Raw genomic sequence first — 16,467 nt, forward strand, 5'->3', positions numbered from 1 at the left:
GGGTGTGTCAAGGCGGGAAAGCGTGCCTTGACACACCCGGCCGCCGACTGAAGGGAAGGCTGGGATGAGGGGCGGGGGAGGTCTGGTGACGTCGCTGGTTCCCTTGCGCTCCCGGCCGCCGGTCCGCAGCGACCCCAACCCGGCTTACGCCCTCGGCCGCCGGTTCACAGCGCCCAACCCGTCCCGCACCCCGGCCGCCGGTCCCCGTCTGGCAACGCCGTGGCCACCTCGCACCCCCAGCCAACGCCCCCTAAGCCAGCTTCGGCGCCTGCACCGCCATCGCCGAGATCAACTGCGTCGACCGCAACACCGCATCACGCAGAATCGCCGCACTGTCCTGCGCCCGCGCCGGCGTCAGCACGAAGCCCGCGCTCGTGTGCTCGCCCCACCCCGTCATCACGTGCGGCTCGCCGAATCCCCTGATCGGGCACGGCAGCGGTGGGGCCACCGGGAGGTGCGCGTCACTCGCCAGCAGGCTGACGTCCGCGCGGCCCGCCTGTTCCGGTACCGCGCGCGCCGCCCGGGATGGGGGTGCCTGGTGGGCCACGACGAGTGCCCGCGGGACCCCCAGTCCCGCGGCCACCCGGCGCTGGGCCAGCCGGTAGGCGACCAGGGCGCCGAGCCCCGCACCGAACAGCACGTGCGGGGTCTCGAGCGCCCCGGCCAGTTCCCCGGCCAGTGCCTCGACCACCAGCCACATGTCGCGGTAGGGGTGCTCGTCCCGGCGTTCGCCCCGGCCCGGCAGCTCCACGACCTGCACCGCGATCCGTGGATCGCGCCAGGCGCGGTAGCGGCCGGCGGCTTCCCCGGCGTCCGGGAAGCAGACGAACAACAGACGCTGGACGTCGTCTCGGTCCACCCGTGGCCTCCCTTCCAGCCTGCCCGGGGATAGGGTCGTCCACAGCACTTCCGTTTCGCTTCGGTCCGTCTTCCGGGGGGCATCACGTGCGCTACCGCCTGCTCGGACCGGTCACCGTCCTCGGTGACGCGGGCCCGGTCCGCCCCGGCGGCCAGAAACAGACGTCCGTGCTGGCCGCGCTGCTGCTGAACCCCAACCGGGTCGTCACCGAGGACCGCCTCATCGACCTGACCTGGGGCGAGAACGCGCCGCCGAGTGTCCGTGGGCGGCTGCAGGTGCACATCTCGGAACTGCGGAAGCTGCTCGGCCGCGACGTCATCGTGCGGCGCGCGCCCGGGTACGTCATCGAGGTCGCTCCCGGCGATCGGGACCTCGACGTCTTCGACGAGGAGGTCGCCAAGGCCCGGGCCACTTCCGGGGCGGACGCCGTCGCGCACCTGCGGGCCGCGCTCGCGCTGTGGGACGGCACCCCGCTCGGCGGGGTGAGCGAGTCGCTCGCCGAATACGAAGGCCCGGCGCTGGCCGAACGCCGGCTCGTCGTCCTCGAAGAGCTGTACGAACAGGAGCTCGTCGCGGGACGGCACGGCGAGGTCGTCGGGGAACTGCGGCGGCTCGTCGACGAACACCCGTTCCGCGAACGCCTGCGGGCCGCGCTGATGCTCGCGCTGCACCGCTGCGGCCGGACCCCGGAAGCCCTGGAAACCTACGCGCGGGCGCACCGGCTGCTGGTCGACGAACTCGGCATCGAGCCCGGTCAGGCCCTGCAGGACCTGCGGATGCGGATCCTGCGCGGCGAGGGCGAGCCGGCGCCGCCCGCCGCCCCGGCCGTTCCGCGGCCCGCCGAACTGCCGCTGGACGTCCGCGGGTTCGCCGGCCGGGCGCCCGAGCTGGCCGCACTCGACGAACCCGGGGACGTCTGGGTGATCACCGGCACCGCCGGCGTCGGCAAGACCGCGCTGGCCGTGCACTGGGCCCACACCGCGCGGGCGCGCTACCCCGACGGCCAGCTGTACGTGAACCTGCGCGGCTTCGACGCCGAAGACGAGCCGCTCACCCCCGCCGCCGCGCTCGCGCAGCTGCTGCGGACCCTCGGCGTCGACCTGCGGGACGTCCCGCCCGGGGTCGACGACCAGAGCAAGCTCTACCGGACGCTGCTGGCCGACCGGCAGGCCCTGGTCGTGCTGGACAACGCCCGCGACCCGGCCCAGGTGCTGCCGCTGCTGCCGTCGTCGGGGCGGGTGCTGGTGACCAGCCGCCACCGGCTCGACGAGCTCGTCGCCCGCGTCGGCGCGCGGTCGCTCGGCCTGGCGCAGCTGCGCGAGGCCGACTCGCAAGCGCTGCTGACCGCCCTGCTCGGCGACCGGACCGCCGCCGAACCCGAAGCGGCGGCCGAGCTGGCCCGGCTGTGCGGCCACCACCCGCTGGCCCTGCGGATCGCGGCGGCGAACACCGGCGTCGCCAGCATCGGCGAGCTCGTCGACGAGCTGCGCGGCGACCCGCTGGGCCACCTCGGCTTCGACGGCGAAAGCGCCGTCGCCAAGGCGTTTTCGGTGTCCTACCAGGCGCTGGCGCCCGGGCTGCGGCAGGCGTTCCGGCTGCTCGCGCTGGTGCCGGGCACCGACTTCACCGCAATCGCCGCGTCCGCCCTGCTGGAGGTACCGGTCGACGAGGCGACCCGGCGGCTGCGCGGGCTGATCGCGGCGAACCTCCTGGAAGCGCACGCACCCCGCCGGTACCGCTTCCACGACCTCGCCCGCCGCTACGCCGAGCAGTGCGTCCGCGCCGAGGAGGACGAGCCCGCGCGCGAGGAGGCGTGGGAGCGGCTGTTCACCGGCTACTGCGCGGCCGCGGACGCCGCCGTCGCGCTGCTCGGCGCGCGGATCGTGGCGCTCCCCCGCGAGGACGCGCCCTCGGCGCCGAGCCCGGTCGCCTTCGCGGGTGCCGCGGAAGCGGTGGCCTGGCTGGACGTCGAGGTGCCGAACCTCTCGGCAGCCCTGCGCCAGGCGGCGGCGCGCGGGCCGTACCCGGGCGCCTGGTACCTCGCCGACGCGTTGCGGCGGTTCTTCCACGACCACGGCCGGCGCGCGGAGTGGCTCGAGCTGGCCCCGATCGTGCTGCGCGCGGCGCAGGACCACGGCGCCCAGCCCGCCGAAGCACTGGTGCACCTGTCGATGGGCGGCGCGTACTTCCGCGAGGGCCAGCACGAAGCGGGCATCCGGCACTCGGAGAAGGCGGTGCTGGCCAGCCGCGCGTGCGGGTGGCGCCAGTGCGAGGCGACGGCGGTGGCGAACCTCGGCGCGATGCTGGAGTGGACGGGCCGGCTGTCGGAGGCCGTCGAGCACAGCCGGCGCGCGATCCAGCTGTTCCGCGAGCTGGCCAACCGGTCGGGCGAAGCGCTGGCGCTCAACTCGCTGAGCTGCCACTACCGGCAGCTGGGGCGGCTGGAGCAGGCGGAGGACTGCCTGGTGGAGGCGATCGCGCTGGCCCGCAAGGAGGATCTGGCGTTCTGGGAGGCGGCCAACCTCGCCGACCTCGGCTCGGTCCTCCTGGCGACCGGGCGGCTGGCCACCGCGGGCGAAATCCTCGACCAGGCGCTGGGAGCGTTCCGCGACCTGGGCTCCAGCTTCGGTGAGGCCACGACGCTGAACGTGGTGAGCGCGCTGCAGATCGCCCGCGGCGACCACCCGGCCGCGGCGGCCACGGCGGCCACGGCCCTGGAGTGCGTCCGCCGCGACGGCGACCGCCAGGTGGAAGCGGCGGCCTTGATCGCGCTGGGCCGGGCGGAGGAGAGCCGGGGCGACCTGGCGGCGGCCGAGCGGGTGCTGCGCGAGGCGCGGTCCCTGACGGCGGAGTCGGGGCTGCGCGGCCAGCTGGCCGAGGCGGCGGCGACGCTGGCCCGGGTCCTGGCGGCCGACGGACGGCCGGGCGAGGCGGGCGAGCACGCCCGGACGGCCCTGGACGCGGCCCGCGCGGGCGGGTTCCGCGTGGTGGAGGCGGAGGCCCTGCTGGGCTTGGCGGCGGTCCAGGAGGCGGCCGGGCGTTCGATCCTGGCCGGCGGGACGGCGCGTGAGTCCCAGGCGCTGTACCGCGCGGTGGGGCACGTGACGGGGGAAGCCGTGGCCGGCGAGTTCCTCGCACGGCTCGGCGACCGGGCCACGGGCTGACCGGCTCCCCGGCTTCCGGCTTCCCAGGTCCCAGCTCCCGGCTTTCCGGCTCCCGGCCTCGACTCCCGGCTCCCAAGTTCCGGCTCCCGGCCCCCGGCTCCCAGCTCCCAACTCCCGGCCCCCAACTCCCGGCCCCCAGCTCCCGGCCTCGGCTCCCGGCTCCCGGCTCCCGGCCCTCGGCCCCAGCCCCCGGCCCCGCGCCCCCGGCCCCCGGCTCCCGGCTCCAGCTCCCGGCCTCGACTCCCGGTTCCCGGCTCCCGCGGCCCCCAGCCCCCAGCTCTCGCGCTCCCGGCCCCCGGCTCCCGCGCTCCCGGCCCCCAGCCCCCGGCTCCCGGCTCCCAACTCCCGGCTCCCGCGGCCCCGGCCCGGCCCCGGCCCCCAGCCTCCGGCTCCCGCGCTCCCGGCCCCGGCCCCGGCCCCGGCCCTGGCCCTGGCCCTGGCCCTGGCGAGCCTGCGTCAACCTGCGGAAAACCGGCTTTGCCGCCGCTTTGCCCTGGCGCCCCGAGGCTCGCCGGGTGTTACCTCCCCGGCCGGGGCGCGACATACTGAAGGCATGCCCCGTCCGAAACACGTCGCCGCGAGCGATCTGCGTCTGCCGGACGCGCTGCAGCCGGGGCGGCCGAAGGGCGACCAGCTGCGGGAAATCCTCGAGAGCGCCGCCACCGAGGCCGGGCCGGGGCGGCTGATGCCGTCCGAACGGTTCCTCGCCGAGCACTTCCAGGTGGCCCGCGGCACCGTCCGGCAGGAGATCAACCGCCTGGTCGCCGACGGCATCCTCTACCGCCAGCACGGCACCGCGACCTTCACCGCCGAGCGGCAGGCCGCGCACATCGACATGCTGACCTCGTTCACCGAGGACATGCAGGCCCGCGGCGTCGTCCCGAAGACGAAAGTCCTGCACGCCGAGGTCGAAAGCGCGGGCCCCCGCATCGCGGGACGGCTGAACGTGCCGCCCGGCGCCCGGGTCTTCCGGCTGGAGCGCCTCCGCTACGTCGAAGACGAGCCGTTCGCGGTCGAGCGCACCAACCTGAGCGTCGACCGGTTCCCGGACATCGAGCTGTTCGACTGGGAAACCCAGTCCCTGCACCGCACGATCGAGGAACGCTGGGGCGTCCGCCCGGAGTGGAACGACACGGCCATCTCCGCGGTCCTGCCCAACAGCCACGACGCGGCCCTGCTCGGCATCGAAGCCACCCAGCCGTGCCTGATCATCGAGGGCACGCTGCACGACCAGAGCGGCGGCGTCATCGAAGCCGGCCGGTCGCTGTACCGCGCGGACCGCTACACGGTGTTCACGCAGGCGCGCCGCAGCCCGGCGTCCTGAGGCAACCCCCGGCGCCCGGCCCGCGTGGTAGCGGAAACGGCGCAAGGGGGGCCCGATGGCGACACGGAAGACGCGACAGCTCCTGCTGGTGGCGACCGTTCTCGGCGCGGTGCTGGCGACCAGGTCCACCCGCCCGCCGCGCGCTCCCGAACCGAGGCCGCTCGCCGAGCCGCGTACGGTGCCCGAGCCGCCCGCGGTGACCTACGGCAACGACCTGCACCGGCCGGTGCTGCTGCTCGGGGTCCTCGCGGCGGCGGCGGTGGTCAGCGTCTGGTCGGCGCACCAGCAACGCCAGGCCGACGCGGCGCTGGTCGCGGGCCTCGGCTTCGGCGCGATCGCCGCGGCGGTGTGGGCGGTCGCGTACCGGTGGGGCGACCTGCGGCCGGACGAGGGCTTCGCCCGGCTGTCGTTCGGCATGTTCGGCCTGCTCCTGCTGGCTCTGTCCGGACCGGCGCTGGTGACCGAGCTGACGCTCACCGACCGCGGCACACCGGTCGCGGCGGAGGTGGCCCCGGCCCGGCAGGCCGGCGCCTACCGGCTCGTCGTGCCGGGAAAACCGGCCCCGCTACCGGGCGACCTCCGCACAACAACCGAATTCGCCCCCGGCGACCGGACGACGGCGCTCATCGACCCGGCCCGCTTCGTCCGCCCGATGCCGCGCGACGAGGTCAACCCGCACCTCGACGCGGGCTTCGTCCTCGCCGGCACCGGCATTCTCGCCATCGCGCTGCTCAGCCTGGGGTCGGCGGTTCCCCTTCGGCGCAGCAGCTGATCCGGTGCGCCCGCAGGACCTTCAGGCAGTGCTCCACCAGTTCGTCCCCCGCCTCCGGGCTGAACAGCGTCACGTACGACTCGTAGATCCCGTCGCGGTGGCCGTCCGCGTCGGGCAGGTAGCCCAGATATCCGTCCGTGTAGCCGATCACGCGGGTGTGGCGGAACGGGCTGCCGCGGCGGATGCGCAGGCCCAGCGAGGCGAACAGCTCGAACGGTGTGTGCAGCCAGGCGATCTCGCCCAGCGACACCACGCTCACCGGCACCTCCGCGCACCCCGTCGGCCGGCCGCTCGCCGCCATGGTCGCCAGCATTGCGCAGCCCTCGTAGCGGGTCTGGGCGATGCGGACCGCCGGGTGGTCCTCGCCGTGGTGGGCCAGCTCGCGTTGCCACGCCGCCTCGGCCGTCTGGCGCAGCTCGATGCTGACCTCCAGCGAGGGGATGTCGCGGTAGGGCAGGTGCAGTGTCGAGCGGGTCAGGTGGACCGGGCCGACCGTCGCCGGCGGGGACGTCACCGTCGCCAGTGTGCGGGCGATGGACGTCGCCAGGTGGCCGCCGAGCGTGCGGACCTCGGCGTGGTCGCGCCCCCGGCGGACGAAGCGGGAGCTCGCGTCGCCCGCCGCTCCCTGCAGGAACGCCGCCACCGGCTGGCCGACCAGGGTGGCCAGCTCGCGGCGGGTCGCTCCCGGCCAGTCCGCCGACCAGGCCAGGTTGTCCGGGCCGAGCACCGTCGGGTGGCTGGCGTAGTCGAACAGCAGCGCGGCCGGCGTGCCGTCGTCGCGGCGCAGCTCGAGCACGCCGAACGACGTGTCGTGCGGTCCGTCCGGCCGGTAGCGGTTGCCGCCGACGGCTTCGGTCGTGCCCGCGTGCCAGCGGGCGCGGACCCGGCCGCGGCCGGCGCGCAGCCGCAGCGCCGCGCCGGCCACCTTCTCCGCCATGCCGCCGACCAGCCCGGCGTCGCGCCGCCCGGGCAGGCCGGGGTGCAGCGGGCCGGTCCAGCCCTCGGGCCCGGAGTGCGTGTGCGACGCGCAGACGAGCACCCGGTCCGGGTCGATGCCCACCGCCGCGGCGACCGCGTCAGCCAGGGTGCGGGTCAGGCCGGCGTCGACGGCGAGGGCGTCCAGCGCCACCCACACCACGCCGGGGTCGTCCTCGGTGGACAGCCAGATCAAGGACGCTTCGAGGTCGTCGTGCGTGCCGGTCGCGACGCCGTCCCGGGCCAGGTAGCCGCCGAGCGGGTGCCCGGGTCCCGGCGTGATCCGGACGTCTTGCGCGGCGAGCAGGAGCGCGGCGGTCACCAGGTCGATTCCAGGACGTCGACGACGCCGTCGCGGCCGGCGGCGCGCGCCACCCCGGCCAGCTCGGTGACGTCGTCGGTCGCGTGCAGCAGGACTTCCAGCAGCATCGGCAGGTTCAGGCCCGAGACCAGCTGGAGCCGCGGGTGCCCGGCCGCGAGCGTGCGGACGGCGTTGAACGGCGAGCCGCCGTGCAGATCGGCGAGCACGAGCACGCCGGGGGCGTCGCCGGCCAGCGCGAGCACGCGGGCGCCGAACTCCTCCGGGCTGTCGCGCGGGCTCAGCTCGCAGACCTTCAGCCGCGACTGCGGGCCGAGGATCATCTCGGCGGCTTCCCCGACGCCGGAGGGCAGCCGGCCGTGGCCGGCGAGGATGATCGGGACGGGCATGGCGACTCCTAACTCTTCGCCGGGGCCGATGGCGCGAACCAGCCGAGCCACCCCAGGACGACCCCGGCCACGACGACGATGCCGATGACCCAGACCGGCCGCAGCCGCGCCTTGACCGTCAGCAGGTACACCCCGGCCGTGACGAGCACCGGGAGCAGGAACGGGAGCAGTTCGTCGAGCCGGTCCTGGATCGCCACCGACTGCGTCACCGGCTGCCCCTGGACCGTGGTGGTCTGCCGGTAGGTCAGCGTGGTGACGACCTTGACGATCGACGGGATGAACCCGCCGAGGACGACGAACCCGAGCACGGTCGCCCCCTGGGCGACGCGCGCGAGCGCCCCGGCGGCGAGGTGCCCGGCCAGGCGCTTGCCCTCGCGGTAGGCGAAGGAGAACTGCCAGCGCCGCACCAGCGCGTACGGCACGAGCACCATGAAGGCGGCGAAGGCGGGCCCGAGCCAGTTGCCCTGCAACGCCCACGACGCGCCCATGGTGAAGACGATGCTGTTGTACAGCGCGAAGACGACGGTGTCGCCGATGCCGGCCATCGGCCCCATCAGCGCGACCTTCGTGCTCGCCGCCGACTTCGGCGTGCCGGCTTCTTCGAGTGCGACGCTGGAGCCGAGGATCAGCGGGCCGCCGACGAGCACCGAGGTGTTGAAGAACTGCAGGTGCCGCTGCAGGCCGGCGACGTAGTCGGCCTTCTCCGGGTACAGCCGGCGCAGCACCGGTTCCATCGAGTACGCGAAGCCGAGCGCCTGCATCCGCTCGTAGTTCCAGGAGATCTGGCTGGACCAGAAGTACCGGCGGAACACCCGGCGCAGGTCCTGCTTGGTCAGCCGAGGGTCCACTGTGGACTCATCGGCGGGCGCCGCTTCGGGCACGGCGAGCGCGGGTTCGTCGCGCTTCAGCGTCACGAACAGCATCGCGACCGCGACGCCGATCAGCGCGATTCCCAGCACCGGCAGGTGCAGGTAGGCGAACCCGACGAACCCGATGAGCAGCAGGTACCAGTAGCGCGACAGCTCCATCATGCCGAGCAGCAGCGCGAAGCCGACCGCAGGCAGCAGCGAACCGGCCAGCGTCATGCCCTGGACGAACCCGGCCGGGATGCTCGCGGTGATGTCCTTGACCAGCCCGCCGGACGCGGCGAGCGCGGCGAGGAACGTCGGGACCGCGCGCACGGCCACCCACGGGACCAGGCTGACCCAGTGGATCATGGCCAGGCCGCGGGCGTTGCCGTCGGCGGCGTAGCCGTCGGCCCGGTGCACCAGCCCGGTGGTGACCATCTTGCCGACCGGGTCCAGCGCCGCGAGCAGGATCGCCGCGGGCAGCCCGACGCCGATGCCGATCGCGGCCTGCGCGGCCGGGGCGCCGGCGGCCCCCGCGGCGAGCGCGGTGCCGACGATGGCGCCGGTCTGGTAGTCCGGGATGGTGGCGCCGCCGTAGGTGTAGACGCCGAGGGCGGCCAGCTCCAGCGTCGCGCCGATGAGCAGGCCGAGCAGGGGGTGCCCGGTGATCAGCCCGGCCACCGAGCCGGCGATCAGCGGGCGCTGGGCGTAGATCAGGAACGGCCCGAGGCCGTCGTAGGTGCAGTAGATCGCCCACAGGGTCAGGGCCAACGCGACGAGCATGCGGAGCTAGAGCCCTTTCCGGTCGAGCAGCGGGACGAAATCGGCGGGCTTGTCCTGCGGCAGCAGCTGCGTGACGAGCGGGACGCCGCCGGCGGCGAGCTTGCGGTAGGCGTCGGCCTCGTCCGCGGTGACCGCGACCGAGCGGGTGACCATGGTGTAGGGGTCACCCGGCCGGGGGGCCGCGTTCCCGACGTTGACGACTTCGGGCCGCAGGCCGCCGTCGACGAGGCGGAAGACGTCTTCCGGGTGTTTGGCGATGATCATGACGTCCGCGCCGGCTTCCATGGCCAGCGTGGCCTCGACCGAGAGCACGTCCGTGGGCAGTCCCCGCGCGGCCTGCGGGAGCAGCATCCGCTGGAGGTCGTCGGCGGCGACGTCGTCGTTGCACACGACCAGCCGGCGCACGCCGAGGCGGCGGGTCCACGCGAGGGTGACCTGACCGTGGATGAGCCGGTTGTCGATCCGGACGTGTGCCCCCGCCATGTTTCTCCTCCCGGCCGGCAGGAGTCATACTGGTTCGTACCAGTATCTGTGTCAACACCGCCGGTGACCGGCCTTCGCGCGGCCGACGGAAGGACCCCTCAGACCTTCCGTCGGCCCACGAGCGCGAAGTCCCCCTGGATTTTTCCCGGACCCTCCCATAAAGGTATATACCAGTATGGACGGTTGTGATCGACTGTCAAGACCCCGCACCACGGCAAATCCGAAAAATTCTCGACCGGTCAGCCGACAGAAATCGGCGGAAACATTCCGGGAGAAACCGCGCAACCTCACCCGGTCACCGTCGTTAACCGCATCGTCCGTTCAGGGGAGGAAAGCCATGCCGGCCGTCAGATCGAACATCGTCCCGCTCCGGCACGCCCGGCCCGGAGTGGTGGCGTACGTGAAGAGCCCGGCCGAGTGGTTCGTCGCGAACAGCGGCTGGATCCAGGGCACCGAGGGCGTCGCGCTGATCGACACCTGCGGCACCGAACAGGCGACCCTGGAACTGCTGCGCGACGTCCGCAAGTACGCGGGCGACCAGGAACTCACGGTCGTCATCACGCACGCGCACGGCGAACACCACAACGGACTCGGCGTCGCCCTCCGCGACGGCGGCACGGCGCTGGCCGCGCCCGGCAGCCTCGACCTGGTCAAGGCCGGGCCGCAGACGTACGGCAACGTCTTCACCTACACGCACTGGGGCGTGCTCGAGCCGCCGGAGCCCGAAGCCGTCCGGCCGGTGACCGGCTGGCACGAGCTAGACCTGGGCGGCGCGGTGGTCGACGTCGTGGCGGTGCCGGGGGTCGCGCACACGGCCGGCGACCTGGTGGTGCACGAGCCGCGTTCGAGCACGCTGTTCACCGGCGACCTGGTGTTCATCGGCGACACCCCGATGGCGGTGCACGGTTCGATCCCCGGCTGGCTCGACGCGCTCGACTGGCTCCAGGACACCTTCCGCCCGCGCACCCTGGTGCCCGGCCACGGCCCGGTGGCGACGCCCGCCCACACGGCGTTCCACGCGATGCGCGTCTACCTGGAATGGCTGCTGGAAGCGACGGTGCGGCAGTCGAACTTCACGAAGCTGGCGAAGCAGGCGTCGCTGCGGTGGCCGTCGTGGCGCAACCCGGAGCGGCACATCGGCAACCTGATGCGCGCGTACGCCGACCAGCACGGCCGCAAGCTCGACGTCGACCTGGCCATCGACGCGGTCCTGGCCGCCGCCGGCGGGCGGATCGACCTGGACCTGCTGCTGGGCAGCGAACCGGTCCGGCGGATCTCCTAGGACTCACCCAAGCGCCCCAATGTGGCGTTGGGTGCATCCAACGCACCGAACGCCACATTGGGTGCGCCCAACGCACCGAACGCCACATTGGGGCGCTTCAGGACCCGGCGCCGCCCAGGCTTTCCAGGAGGGTCCGCAGCGTCGCGGCCAGTTCGTCACGCTCAGCGGCGTCCAACGCGGCCAGGATCCGGTGCTCGGTCTCGACGTGCTCGGGCAACGCCCGGTCGATCAGCTCCCCGCCGGCCTCGGTCAGCCGCACCCGGACCCCGCGGCCGTCCGCCTCGTCCGGCGTGCGCTCGACCAGCCCGCGCGCCTCCATCTTGTCCAGCCGCTGGGTGATCGCGCCCGACGTCACCATCGCCGAGCGCATCAGCTCCGTCGGGGTCAGCCGGTACGGCGGGCCGCTGCGGCGGAGGGTGGCGAGGACGTCGAACGTCGCGCGGTCCAGGCCGTGACGGGCGAACGTGCGGCGCAGCTCCGCGTCGACCAGCGCACTCAGCCGCGACAGCCGGCCGATCACCCCCATCGGGGAAACGTCGAGGTCGGGGCGCTCGGCGTGCCACTGCGCGAGCACCCGGTCCACATGGTCCGCCATCCGCACAGCGTAACCGATGCCTTAGCGGTAAGCGAACAGGTAGCCAAGTACCTTAGCACTGAGGTAATCTATCTTAGTGCTAAACAAACAGCTCCTCCTCACCGCCCTCGCCCCGGCCGTCTGGGGCACCACCTACCTCGTCACCACCGAGTTCCTGCCGCCCGACCGCCCGCTGCTCGCCGCCGTCCTCCGGGCCCTGCCCGCCGGCCTGCTGCTGGTGGCGCTGACCCGACGGCTGCCGAAGGGCGACTGGTGGTGGCGCTCGCTCGTGCTCGGCACGCTGAACATCGGCGCGTTCCTCGCCCTGCTGTTCGTCGCCGCCTACCGGCTGCCCGGCGGGGTCGCCGCCACCCTCGGCGCGCTGCAGCCGCTGCTGGTCGCGGGCCTGTCCACCGGCCTGCTCGGCGAACGCCTGACCCGGCGCACCGTGCTCGCCGGCGTGGCCGGGGTCGCCGGCGTCAGCCTGCTGGTGCTGCAGTCCTCCGCGCGCCTCGACGCGATCGGCGTCGCCGCGGCGGCCGGCGGCGCGGTCGTGATGGCCACCGGCGTCGTGCTGAGCAAGCGCTGGACGTCCCCCGCACCCCTGCTGGCGACCACGGGCTGGCAGCTCGTCGCGGGCGGGCTGGTGCTCGTGCCGGTCGCGCTGGCCGTCGAAGGCGCGCCGCCCGCGTCGCTGTCCGCGGCGAACCTCGCGGGATACGCCTACCTTTCGCTGATCGGCGCCGCGTTCGCGTACGCCCTGTGGTTCCGCGGGATCCGCGCGCTGCCGGCCACGCACGTGACGTTCCTCGGGCTGCTGAGCCCGGTCGTCGCCACCCTGCTCGGCTGGCTCGTCCTGGGCCAGCGGCTGACGCCGTGGCAGCTGCTCGGCGCGGCGATCGTGCTGGCCGCCGTCGTCTCCGCGCAACGGCGGCCGTTGGTCCGGACGGGGGCTGATAATTATCAACCTTTGACAAGTCCTCGCCGGGCCACCGACGCTGAAATGGTCTGAACAACTTGCGATCACCGGCCTCGACGAGGAGGCGCCCGTGCGCACGAAAACGTCCGTCCGACAACGGCTTGCGGTGCTGGTGGCGGCATTCGCGACGGCCGTCGCGACCGCCCCCGCCGCCGAAGCGGTCCCGGCGACGATTCCCCTGAAGATCACCAACAACTCGGGTCGCAGCGATCCCGTGTACCTCTACGACCTCGGCACGAACCTGGCCACCGGGCAGCAGGGCTGGGCCGACGCGAACGGCACGTTCCACGTCTGGCCCGGCGGCGCGGTGCCGCCGATCCCGGCGCCCGACGCGTCGATCCCCGGCCCCGCGAACGGCCAGTCGATCACCATCCGGATCCCGAAGTTCTCCGGCCGGATCTACTTCTCCTACGGGCAGAAGCTCGTCTTCAAGCTCGCCACCGGCGGCCTGGTCCAGCCGGCGGTCCAGAACCCGTCCGACCCGAACGTCAACATCCTCTTCAACTGGTCGGAGTACACGCTCAACGACGGCGGCCTGTGGCTCAACAGCACCCAGGTGGACATGTTCTCGGCGCCGTACGCGGTCGGCGTGCAGCCCGTCGGCGGCACCACCAGGAGCACCGGACACCTGAAACCGGGCGGCTACAACGGTTTCTACACCGCGCTGCGCGGCCAGCCGGGTGGCTGGGCCAACCTGATCCGCACCCGCTCCGACGGCACGGTCCTGCGCGCACTGGCTCCCTCCCACGGCATCGAGGCCGGTGCGCTGCCCGCGAACGTGTTGCAGGACTACATCAACCGCGTCTGGACGAAGTACAGCTCGTCGACGCTGACCGTGATGCCGGTGGCCGACCAGCCGAACGTGAAGTACTACGGCCGGGTCTCCGGTAACACGATGAACTTCACGAACACCTCCGGCGGCTTCGTGACGGCGTTCCAGAAACCGGATTCCGACAGCGTCTTCGGCTGCTACAAGAACCTCGACGCGCCGAACGACGTCCGCGGCCAGATCTCGCGCACCCTCTGCGCGGGCTTCAACCGCTCGACGCTGCTGACCAACGCGAACCAGCCGGACACCAGTTCGGCCGGCTTCTACCAGGACGCCGTCACCAACCACTACGCGCGCAAGATCCACGCGCAGATGGCCGACGGCAAGGCGTACGCCTTCGCGTTCGACGACGTCGGCCACTACGAATCACTGGTCAACGACGGCAACCCGGCGACGGCCTACCTGACCCTGGATCCGTTCAACTAGAGCTTCACGACGACCGGCGCCACCGGCGTGTCCCCGAGCAGCTCGCCCGGGGGCGCGCCGGTGCGCACCGGCACCGGCAGCGCCCGCCCGTCCACCTCCACCACCGGCGGCCCGCAGGCGACCAGCTCCACGACCAGCGCAACCAGCACAAGACTCCGCACCATCTCCACCACTCCCACCGGGCACACGGCGGCCACGGCCGGGGTGGTTCAGGTATTTCCGGCGCTCTCACCGGATCGGCTGAGCGGGGGGAAGACGCGAAGGAGTCCCCCGATGGCGTACGGGTCCGAAGGGCTGCTGTTGGCTAGGCTGAGTGGGTCAAGCGGAGGTGAAGTGGACACCACGACCCTGCTCGAGGCGGCCGCGCGCGGCGACCAGGCGGCGTGGGACGCCCTGGTCGACCGGTACGCCAGCCTGCTCTGGTCGATCGCCCGCGCCCACCGGCTCCGGGACGCCGACGCGGCCGACGCCGTCCAGACGGTCTGGCTGAAGCTCGTCGAAAACCTCGGCCGGATCAAGGAACCGGAGCGGCTGCCCGGCTGGCTGGCCACCACCACCCGGCACGAGTGCCTGCGCCAGCTCCGCCGCACCGACCGCGAGCGCCCCACCGACGACCAGGTCTGGCAGAGCGAGCCGGCCCCCGGCCCGGCCGTCGACGCGGCCCTCCTGCTCGACGAACGCGACGCAGCGCTCTGGCGCGCGCTGGACAAGCTGTCGGACCAGTGCCGCCGGCTGCTGCGCGTGCTCATGGCCACGCCCCCGCCGTCGTACGCGGAGGTGGCGGACGCCCTCGACATCCCGGTCGGCAGCATCGGCCCGACCCGGCAACGCTGCCTCGGGCGGCTGCGTGAGCGGGCCGGCCAGGCCGGGCTCGGGACGGAGGACCGGACATGACCACCGACGACGACCTCATGGACGTCCTGCGCGCGGCCGCGGCCCAGGCGGACCCGGTGCCGGATTTCGTGCTGCACCAGGCCCGCGCGGCGCTGACCACCCGCGACCTCGACGCCGAGCTGGCGGACCTCGCGTTCGACTCGGACCTGGCGGAAGCGGGCGCGGTTCGCGCCGCGGGCGACGACGTCCGGCTGCTGTCGTTCTCGTCCCCGCGGGTGTCGGTGGAGCTGCAGGTGGAGTACACGGGCGGCCGCGTGGCGCTGCGCGGCCTGATCACGGGCGCGACGGGAGACGCGCTGATCGAGGTGGCGGGAGAGCGGCTCACGAGCCCGATCGGCGAAGAGGGCTGGTTCACGGCCACGGGCCTGCCCCGCGGAGCGACCCGGGTGACGGTGACCGCCGCGGACGGCACGACGGTCACCACCGGCTGGGCCAGCCTCTAGGTCACTCGCCCGGTTCGGGCACGCCCCGCACGAAGGGCCGCTCGAGCTTGCCGTTGACGTCCCAGACGCAGATCTTCTCCGCGTCGTCCAGCAGGCGTTCGGCCGCGTCGCGCGCGTGAGCCCCGGTCGCGTGCATCTTCGCCGCGATCTGCCCGGTCACGATGGCGGCCGAGAACGAAGTACCGCTCCACACCGAGTAGCCGTTGAAGTCCGGCTCCCCGTCCTGCCGCTGCGCCGGGCACGCCGGCCAGAAGTACGGCCCGGTCACGTCGACCCCGTTGGCGTAGGCGGAGATCCACGGACCGAAGTTGCTGAAGTCCGCGACGGGCGGCTTGACCGGATCGTGCGAAGTGTCGACGGAGCCGACCGCGACCACCTTGACGTGGCTGTCGTCGGGCCGGCCGCCCACGGTGGCCGACAACCTGGTGCCCGCCGGGTAGACCCGCTGCCGGGTGCCGCGGTTGCCGGCCGACGCCACCACGACCGCGTGCTGCGGCAAGCGCCGCAAGGCGTCCTCGATCGCCTTCGGCGGCTTGTCCTCCCAGGTCGCGCCCGAGAAGGACAGGTTGATCAGGGTGATGCCCTCGGCGTTCAGCGCGTCGATGGCGTTCGCGACCGCCAGGTCTTCGACGTCCCCGCTCTCCTCGTCGATCGCGCCCTTCATCCGGACGCCGACCTCCGGTGGCACCTGCCTCAGCAGCACCCCGGCGACGAACGAACCGTGCGCCGCCCCGCCGACCGGGTCACCGTGCTCGTCGTACACCACGCGGGCCGTGTCCTCGGGATCGAAGCACACGCGCTTCCCGAGGAACTCGTGCGGAACCCCGTCGCGCAGCACGATGCCCGTGTCGATCACCCCCACCCGCAGCGAGATGTCGCCCGCCGGCTCGGGGTCCAGCGCGTGGAAGGTCGATTTCGGGCGGAGGTCGTTCCAGATGATGCGGTCGAGGGCGGCGAGCACCTCGGGCACCGGGCGGGTGCCGGTGAAGCGCCGCAGCGATCCGGCGGCTCCGGCCGGGTGGTAGCCGAACCCTGCCAGGGCGGGGCGGATCGCGGCACAATCGTCGGCATGGACCAGCAGCTCGCCGGCTCGATGGCGGTATCGGGTCATGTGTCCCCCTCCG

The 16,467-nt window shown here is 73.4% G+C and carries 16 protein-coding genes; 8 read left to right on the forward strand and 8 right to left on the reverse strand.

Annotated features, from left to right (window positions below):
• Positions 1-250: 250 nt before the first annotated feature.
• On the reverse strand, positions 251-859 hold the full coding sequence (locus tag ACWEF6_RS37095; RefSeq protein ID WP_310975904.1) for a thioesterase II family protein: 609 nt from the start codon (positions 857-859) through the stop codon (positions 251-253).
• Positions 860-945: 86 nt separating this feature from the next.
• Between ACWEF6_RS37095 and ACWEF6_RS37100 the strand changes: the two genes are divergently transcribed.
• The 3 genes from ACWEF6_RS37100 to ACWEF6_RS37110 all read left to right on the forward strand — a co-directional run bounded on the left by ACWEF6_RS37100 (position 946) and on the right by ACWEF6_RS37110 (position 6,119).
• Positions 946-4,023, forward strand: a complete 3,078-nt coding sequence (locus ACWEF6_RS37100; protein ID WP_449687232.1) for a BTAD domain-containing putative transcriptional regulator — start codon at positions 946-948, stop codon at positions 4,021-4,023.
• Positions 4,024-4,576: 553 nt separating this feature from the next.
• Entirely contained in the window at positions 4,577-5,347 is a 771-nt protein-coding gene (locus ACWEF6_RS37105) for a GntR family transcriptional regulator (RefSeq protein ID WP_310975902.1), read from the forward strand.
• A gap of 55 nt (positions 5,348-5,402) precedes the next feature.
• On the forward strand, positions 5,403-6,119 hold the full coding sequence (locus ACWEF6_RS37110; RefSeq protein ID WP_449687233.1) for a hypothetical protein: 717 nt from the start codon (positions 5,403-5,405) through the stop codon (positions 6,117-6,119).
• Here ACWEF6_RS37110 and ACWEF6_RS37115 read toward each other — a convergent pair.
• Genes ACWEF6_RS37115 through ACWEF6_RS37130 form a run of 4 tightly spaced genes read right to left on the reverse strand, consistent with a single transcriptional unit; the run spans position 6,079 to position 9,916 of the window.
• Positions 6,079-7,416 carry a hypothetical protein gene (locus ACWEF6_RS37115; protein WP_449687234.1) on the reverse strand — a complete coding sequence of 446 codons (1,338 nt, stop codon included), beginning with the start codon at positions 7,414-7,416 and terminating at the stop codon, positions 6,079-6,081. The two genes, ACWEF6_RS37110 and ACWEF6_RS37115, sit on opposite strands and share 41 nt — an antisense overlap.
• On the reverse strand, positions 7,413-7,802 hold the full coding sequence (locus ACWEF6_RS37120) for a PTS sugar transporter subunit IIA (protein ID WP_449687235.1): 390 nt from the start codon (positions 7,800-7,802) through the stop codon (positions 7,413-7,415). The genes ACWEF6_RS37115 and ACWEF6_RS37120 overlap by 4 nt, the downstream gene beginning before the upstream one ends.
• An 8-nt stretch (positions 7,803-7,810) precedes the next feature.
• On the reverse strand, positions 7,811-9,433 hold the full coding sequence (locus ACWEF6_RS37125) for a PTS system mannose/fructose/sorbose family transporter subunit IID (RefSeq protein WP_449687236.1): 1,623 nt from the start codon (positions 9,431-9,433) through the stop codon (positions 7,811-7,813).
• Between the two features lie 6 nt (positions 9,434-9,439).
• On the reverse strand, positions 9,440-9,916 hold the full coding sequence (locus ACWEF6_RS37130; protein ID WP_449687237.1) for a PTS sugar transporter subunit IIB: 477 nt from the start codon (positions 9,914-9,916) through the stop codon (positions 9,440-9,442).
• Between the two features lie 337 nt (positions 9,917-10,253).
• Between ACWEF6_RS37130 and ACWEF6_RS37135 the strand changes: the two genes are divergently transcribed.
• Entirely contained in the window at positions 10,254-11,198 is a 945-nt protein-coding gene (locus tag ACWEF6_RS37135; protein WP_449687238.1) for an MBL fold metallo-hydrolase, read from the forward strand.
• Positions 11,199-11,295: 97 nt separating this feature from the next.
• Here the strand turns inward: ACWEF6_RS37135 and ACWEF6_RS37140 are convergent, their stop codons facing one another.
• Positions 11,296-11,793, reverse strand: coding sequence for a MarR family winged helix-turn-helix transcriptional regulator (locus ACWEF6_RS37140; protein ID WP_449687240.1), 498 nt, complete (start codon positions 11,791-11,793; stop codon positions 11,296-11,298).
• Between the two features lie 76 nt (positions 11,794-11,869).
• On the opposite strand from ACWEF6_RS37140, the gene ACWEF6_RS37145 reads away from it, so the two are divergent.
• Together ACWEF6_RS37145 and ACWEF6_RS37150 are read left to right on the forward strand one after the other, a co-directional pair.
• Entirely contained in the window at positions 11,870-12,784 is a 915-nt protein-coding gene (locus ACWEF6_RS37145; RefSeq protein ID WP_449687241.1) for an EamA family transporter, read from the forward strand.
• Positions 12,785-12,821: 37 nt separating this feature from the next.
• Positions 12,822-14,006 (forward strand): glycoside hydrolase family 64 protein, encoded by a 1,185-nt coding sequence (locus ACWEF6_RS37150; protein ID WP_449687242.1) that lies wholly within the window; start codon positions 12,822-12,824, stop codon positions 14,004-14,006.
• Here the strand turns inward: ACWEF6_RS37150 and ACWEF6_RS37155 are convergent.
• Positions 14,003-14,170, reverse strand: coding sequence for a hypothetical protein (locus ACWEF6_RS37155; RefSeq protein ID WP_310975892.1), 168 nt, complete (start codon positions 14,168-14,170; stop codon positions 14,003-14,005). The genes ACWEF6_RS37150 and ACWEF6_RS37155 overlap by 4 nt on opposite strands.
• A gap of 169 nt (positions 14,171-14,339) precedes the next feature.
• On the opposite strand from ACWEF6_RS37155, the gene ACWEF6_RS37160 reads away from it, so the two are divergent.
• Together ACWEF6_RS37160 and ACWEF6_RS37165 are read left to right on the forward strand one after the other, a co-directional pair.
• Complete coding sequence (locus ACWEF6_RS37160) at positions 14,340-14,900, forward strand: RNA polymerase sigma factor (RefSeq protein ID WP_449687243.1); 561 nt, start codon at positions 14,340-14,342, stop codon at positions 14,898-14,900.
• Positions 14,897-15,343, forward strand: coding sequence for a hypothetical protein (locus tag ACWEF6_RS37165; protein WP_449687244.1), 447 nt, complete (start codon positions 14,897-14,899; stop codon positions 15,341-15,343). The genes ACWEF6_RS37160 and ACWEF6_RS37165 overlap by 4 nt, the downstream gene beginning before the upstream one ends.
• A 1-nt stretch (position 15,344) precedes the next feature.
• On the opposite strand, the gene ACWEF6_RS37170 is transcribed toward ACWEF6_RS37165, so the two are convergent.
• Entirely contained in the window at positions 15,345-16,454 is a 1,110-nt protein-coding gene (locus ACWEF6_RS37170; RefSeq protein ID WP_449687245.1) for a S8 family peptidase, read from the reverse strand.
• Between the last annotated feature and the right edge of the window lie 13 nt (positions 16,455-16,467).

Source organism: Amycolatopsis sp. NPDC004772 (assembly GCF_053601215.1).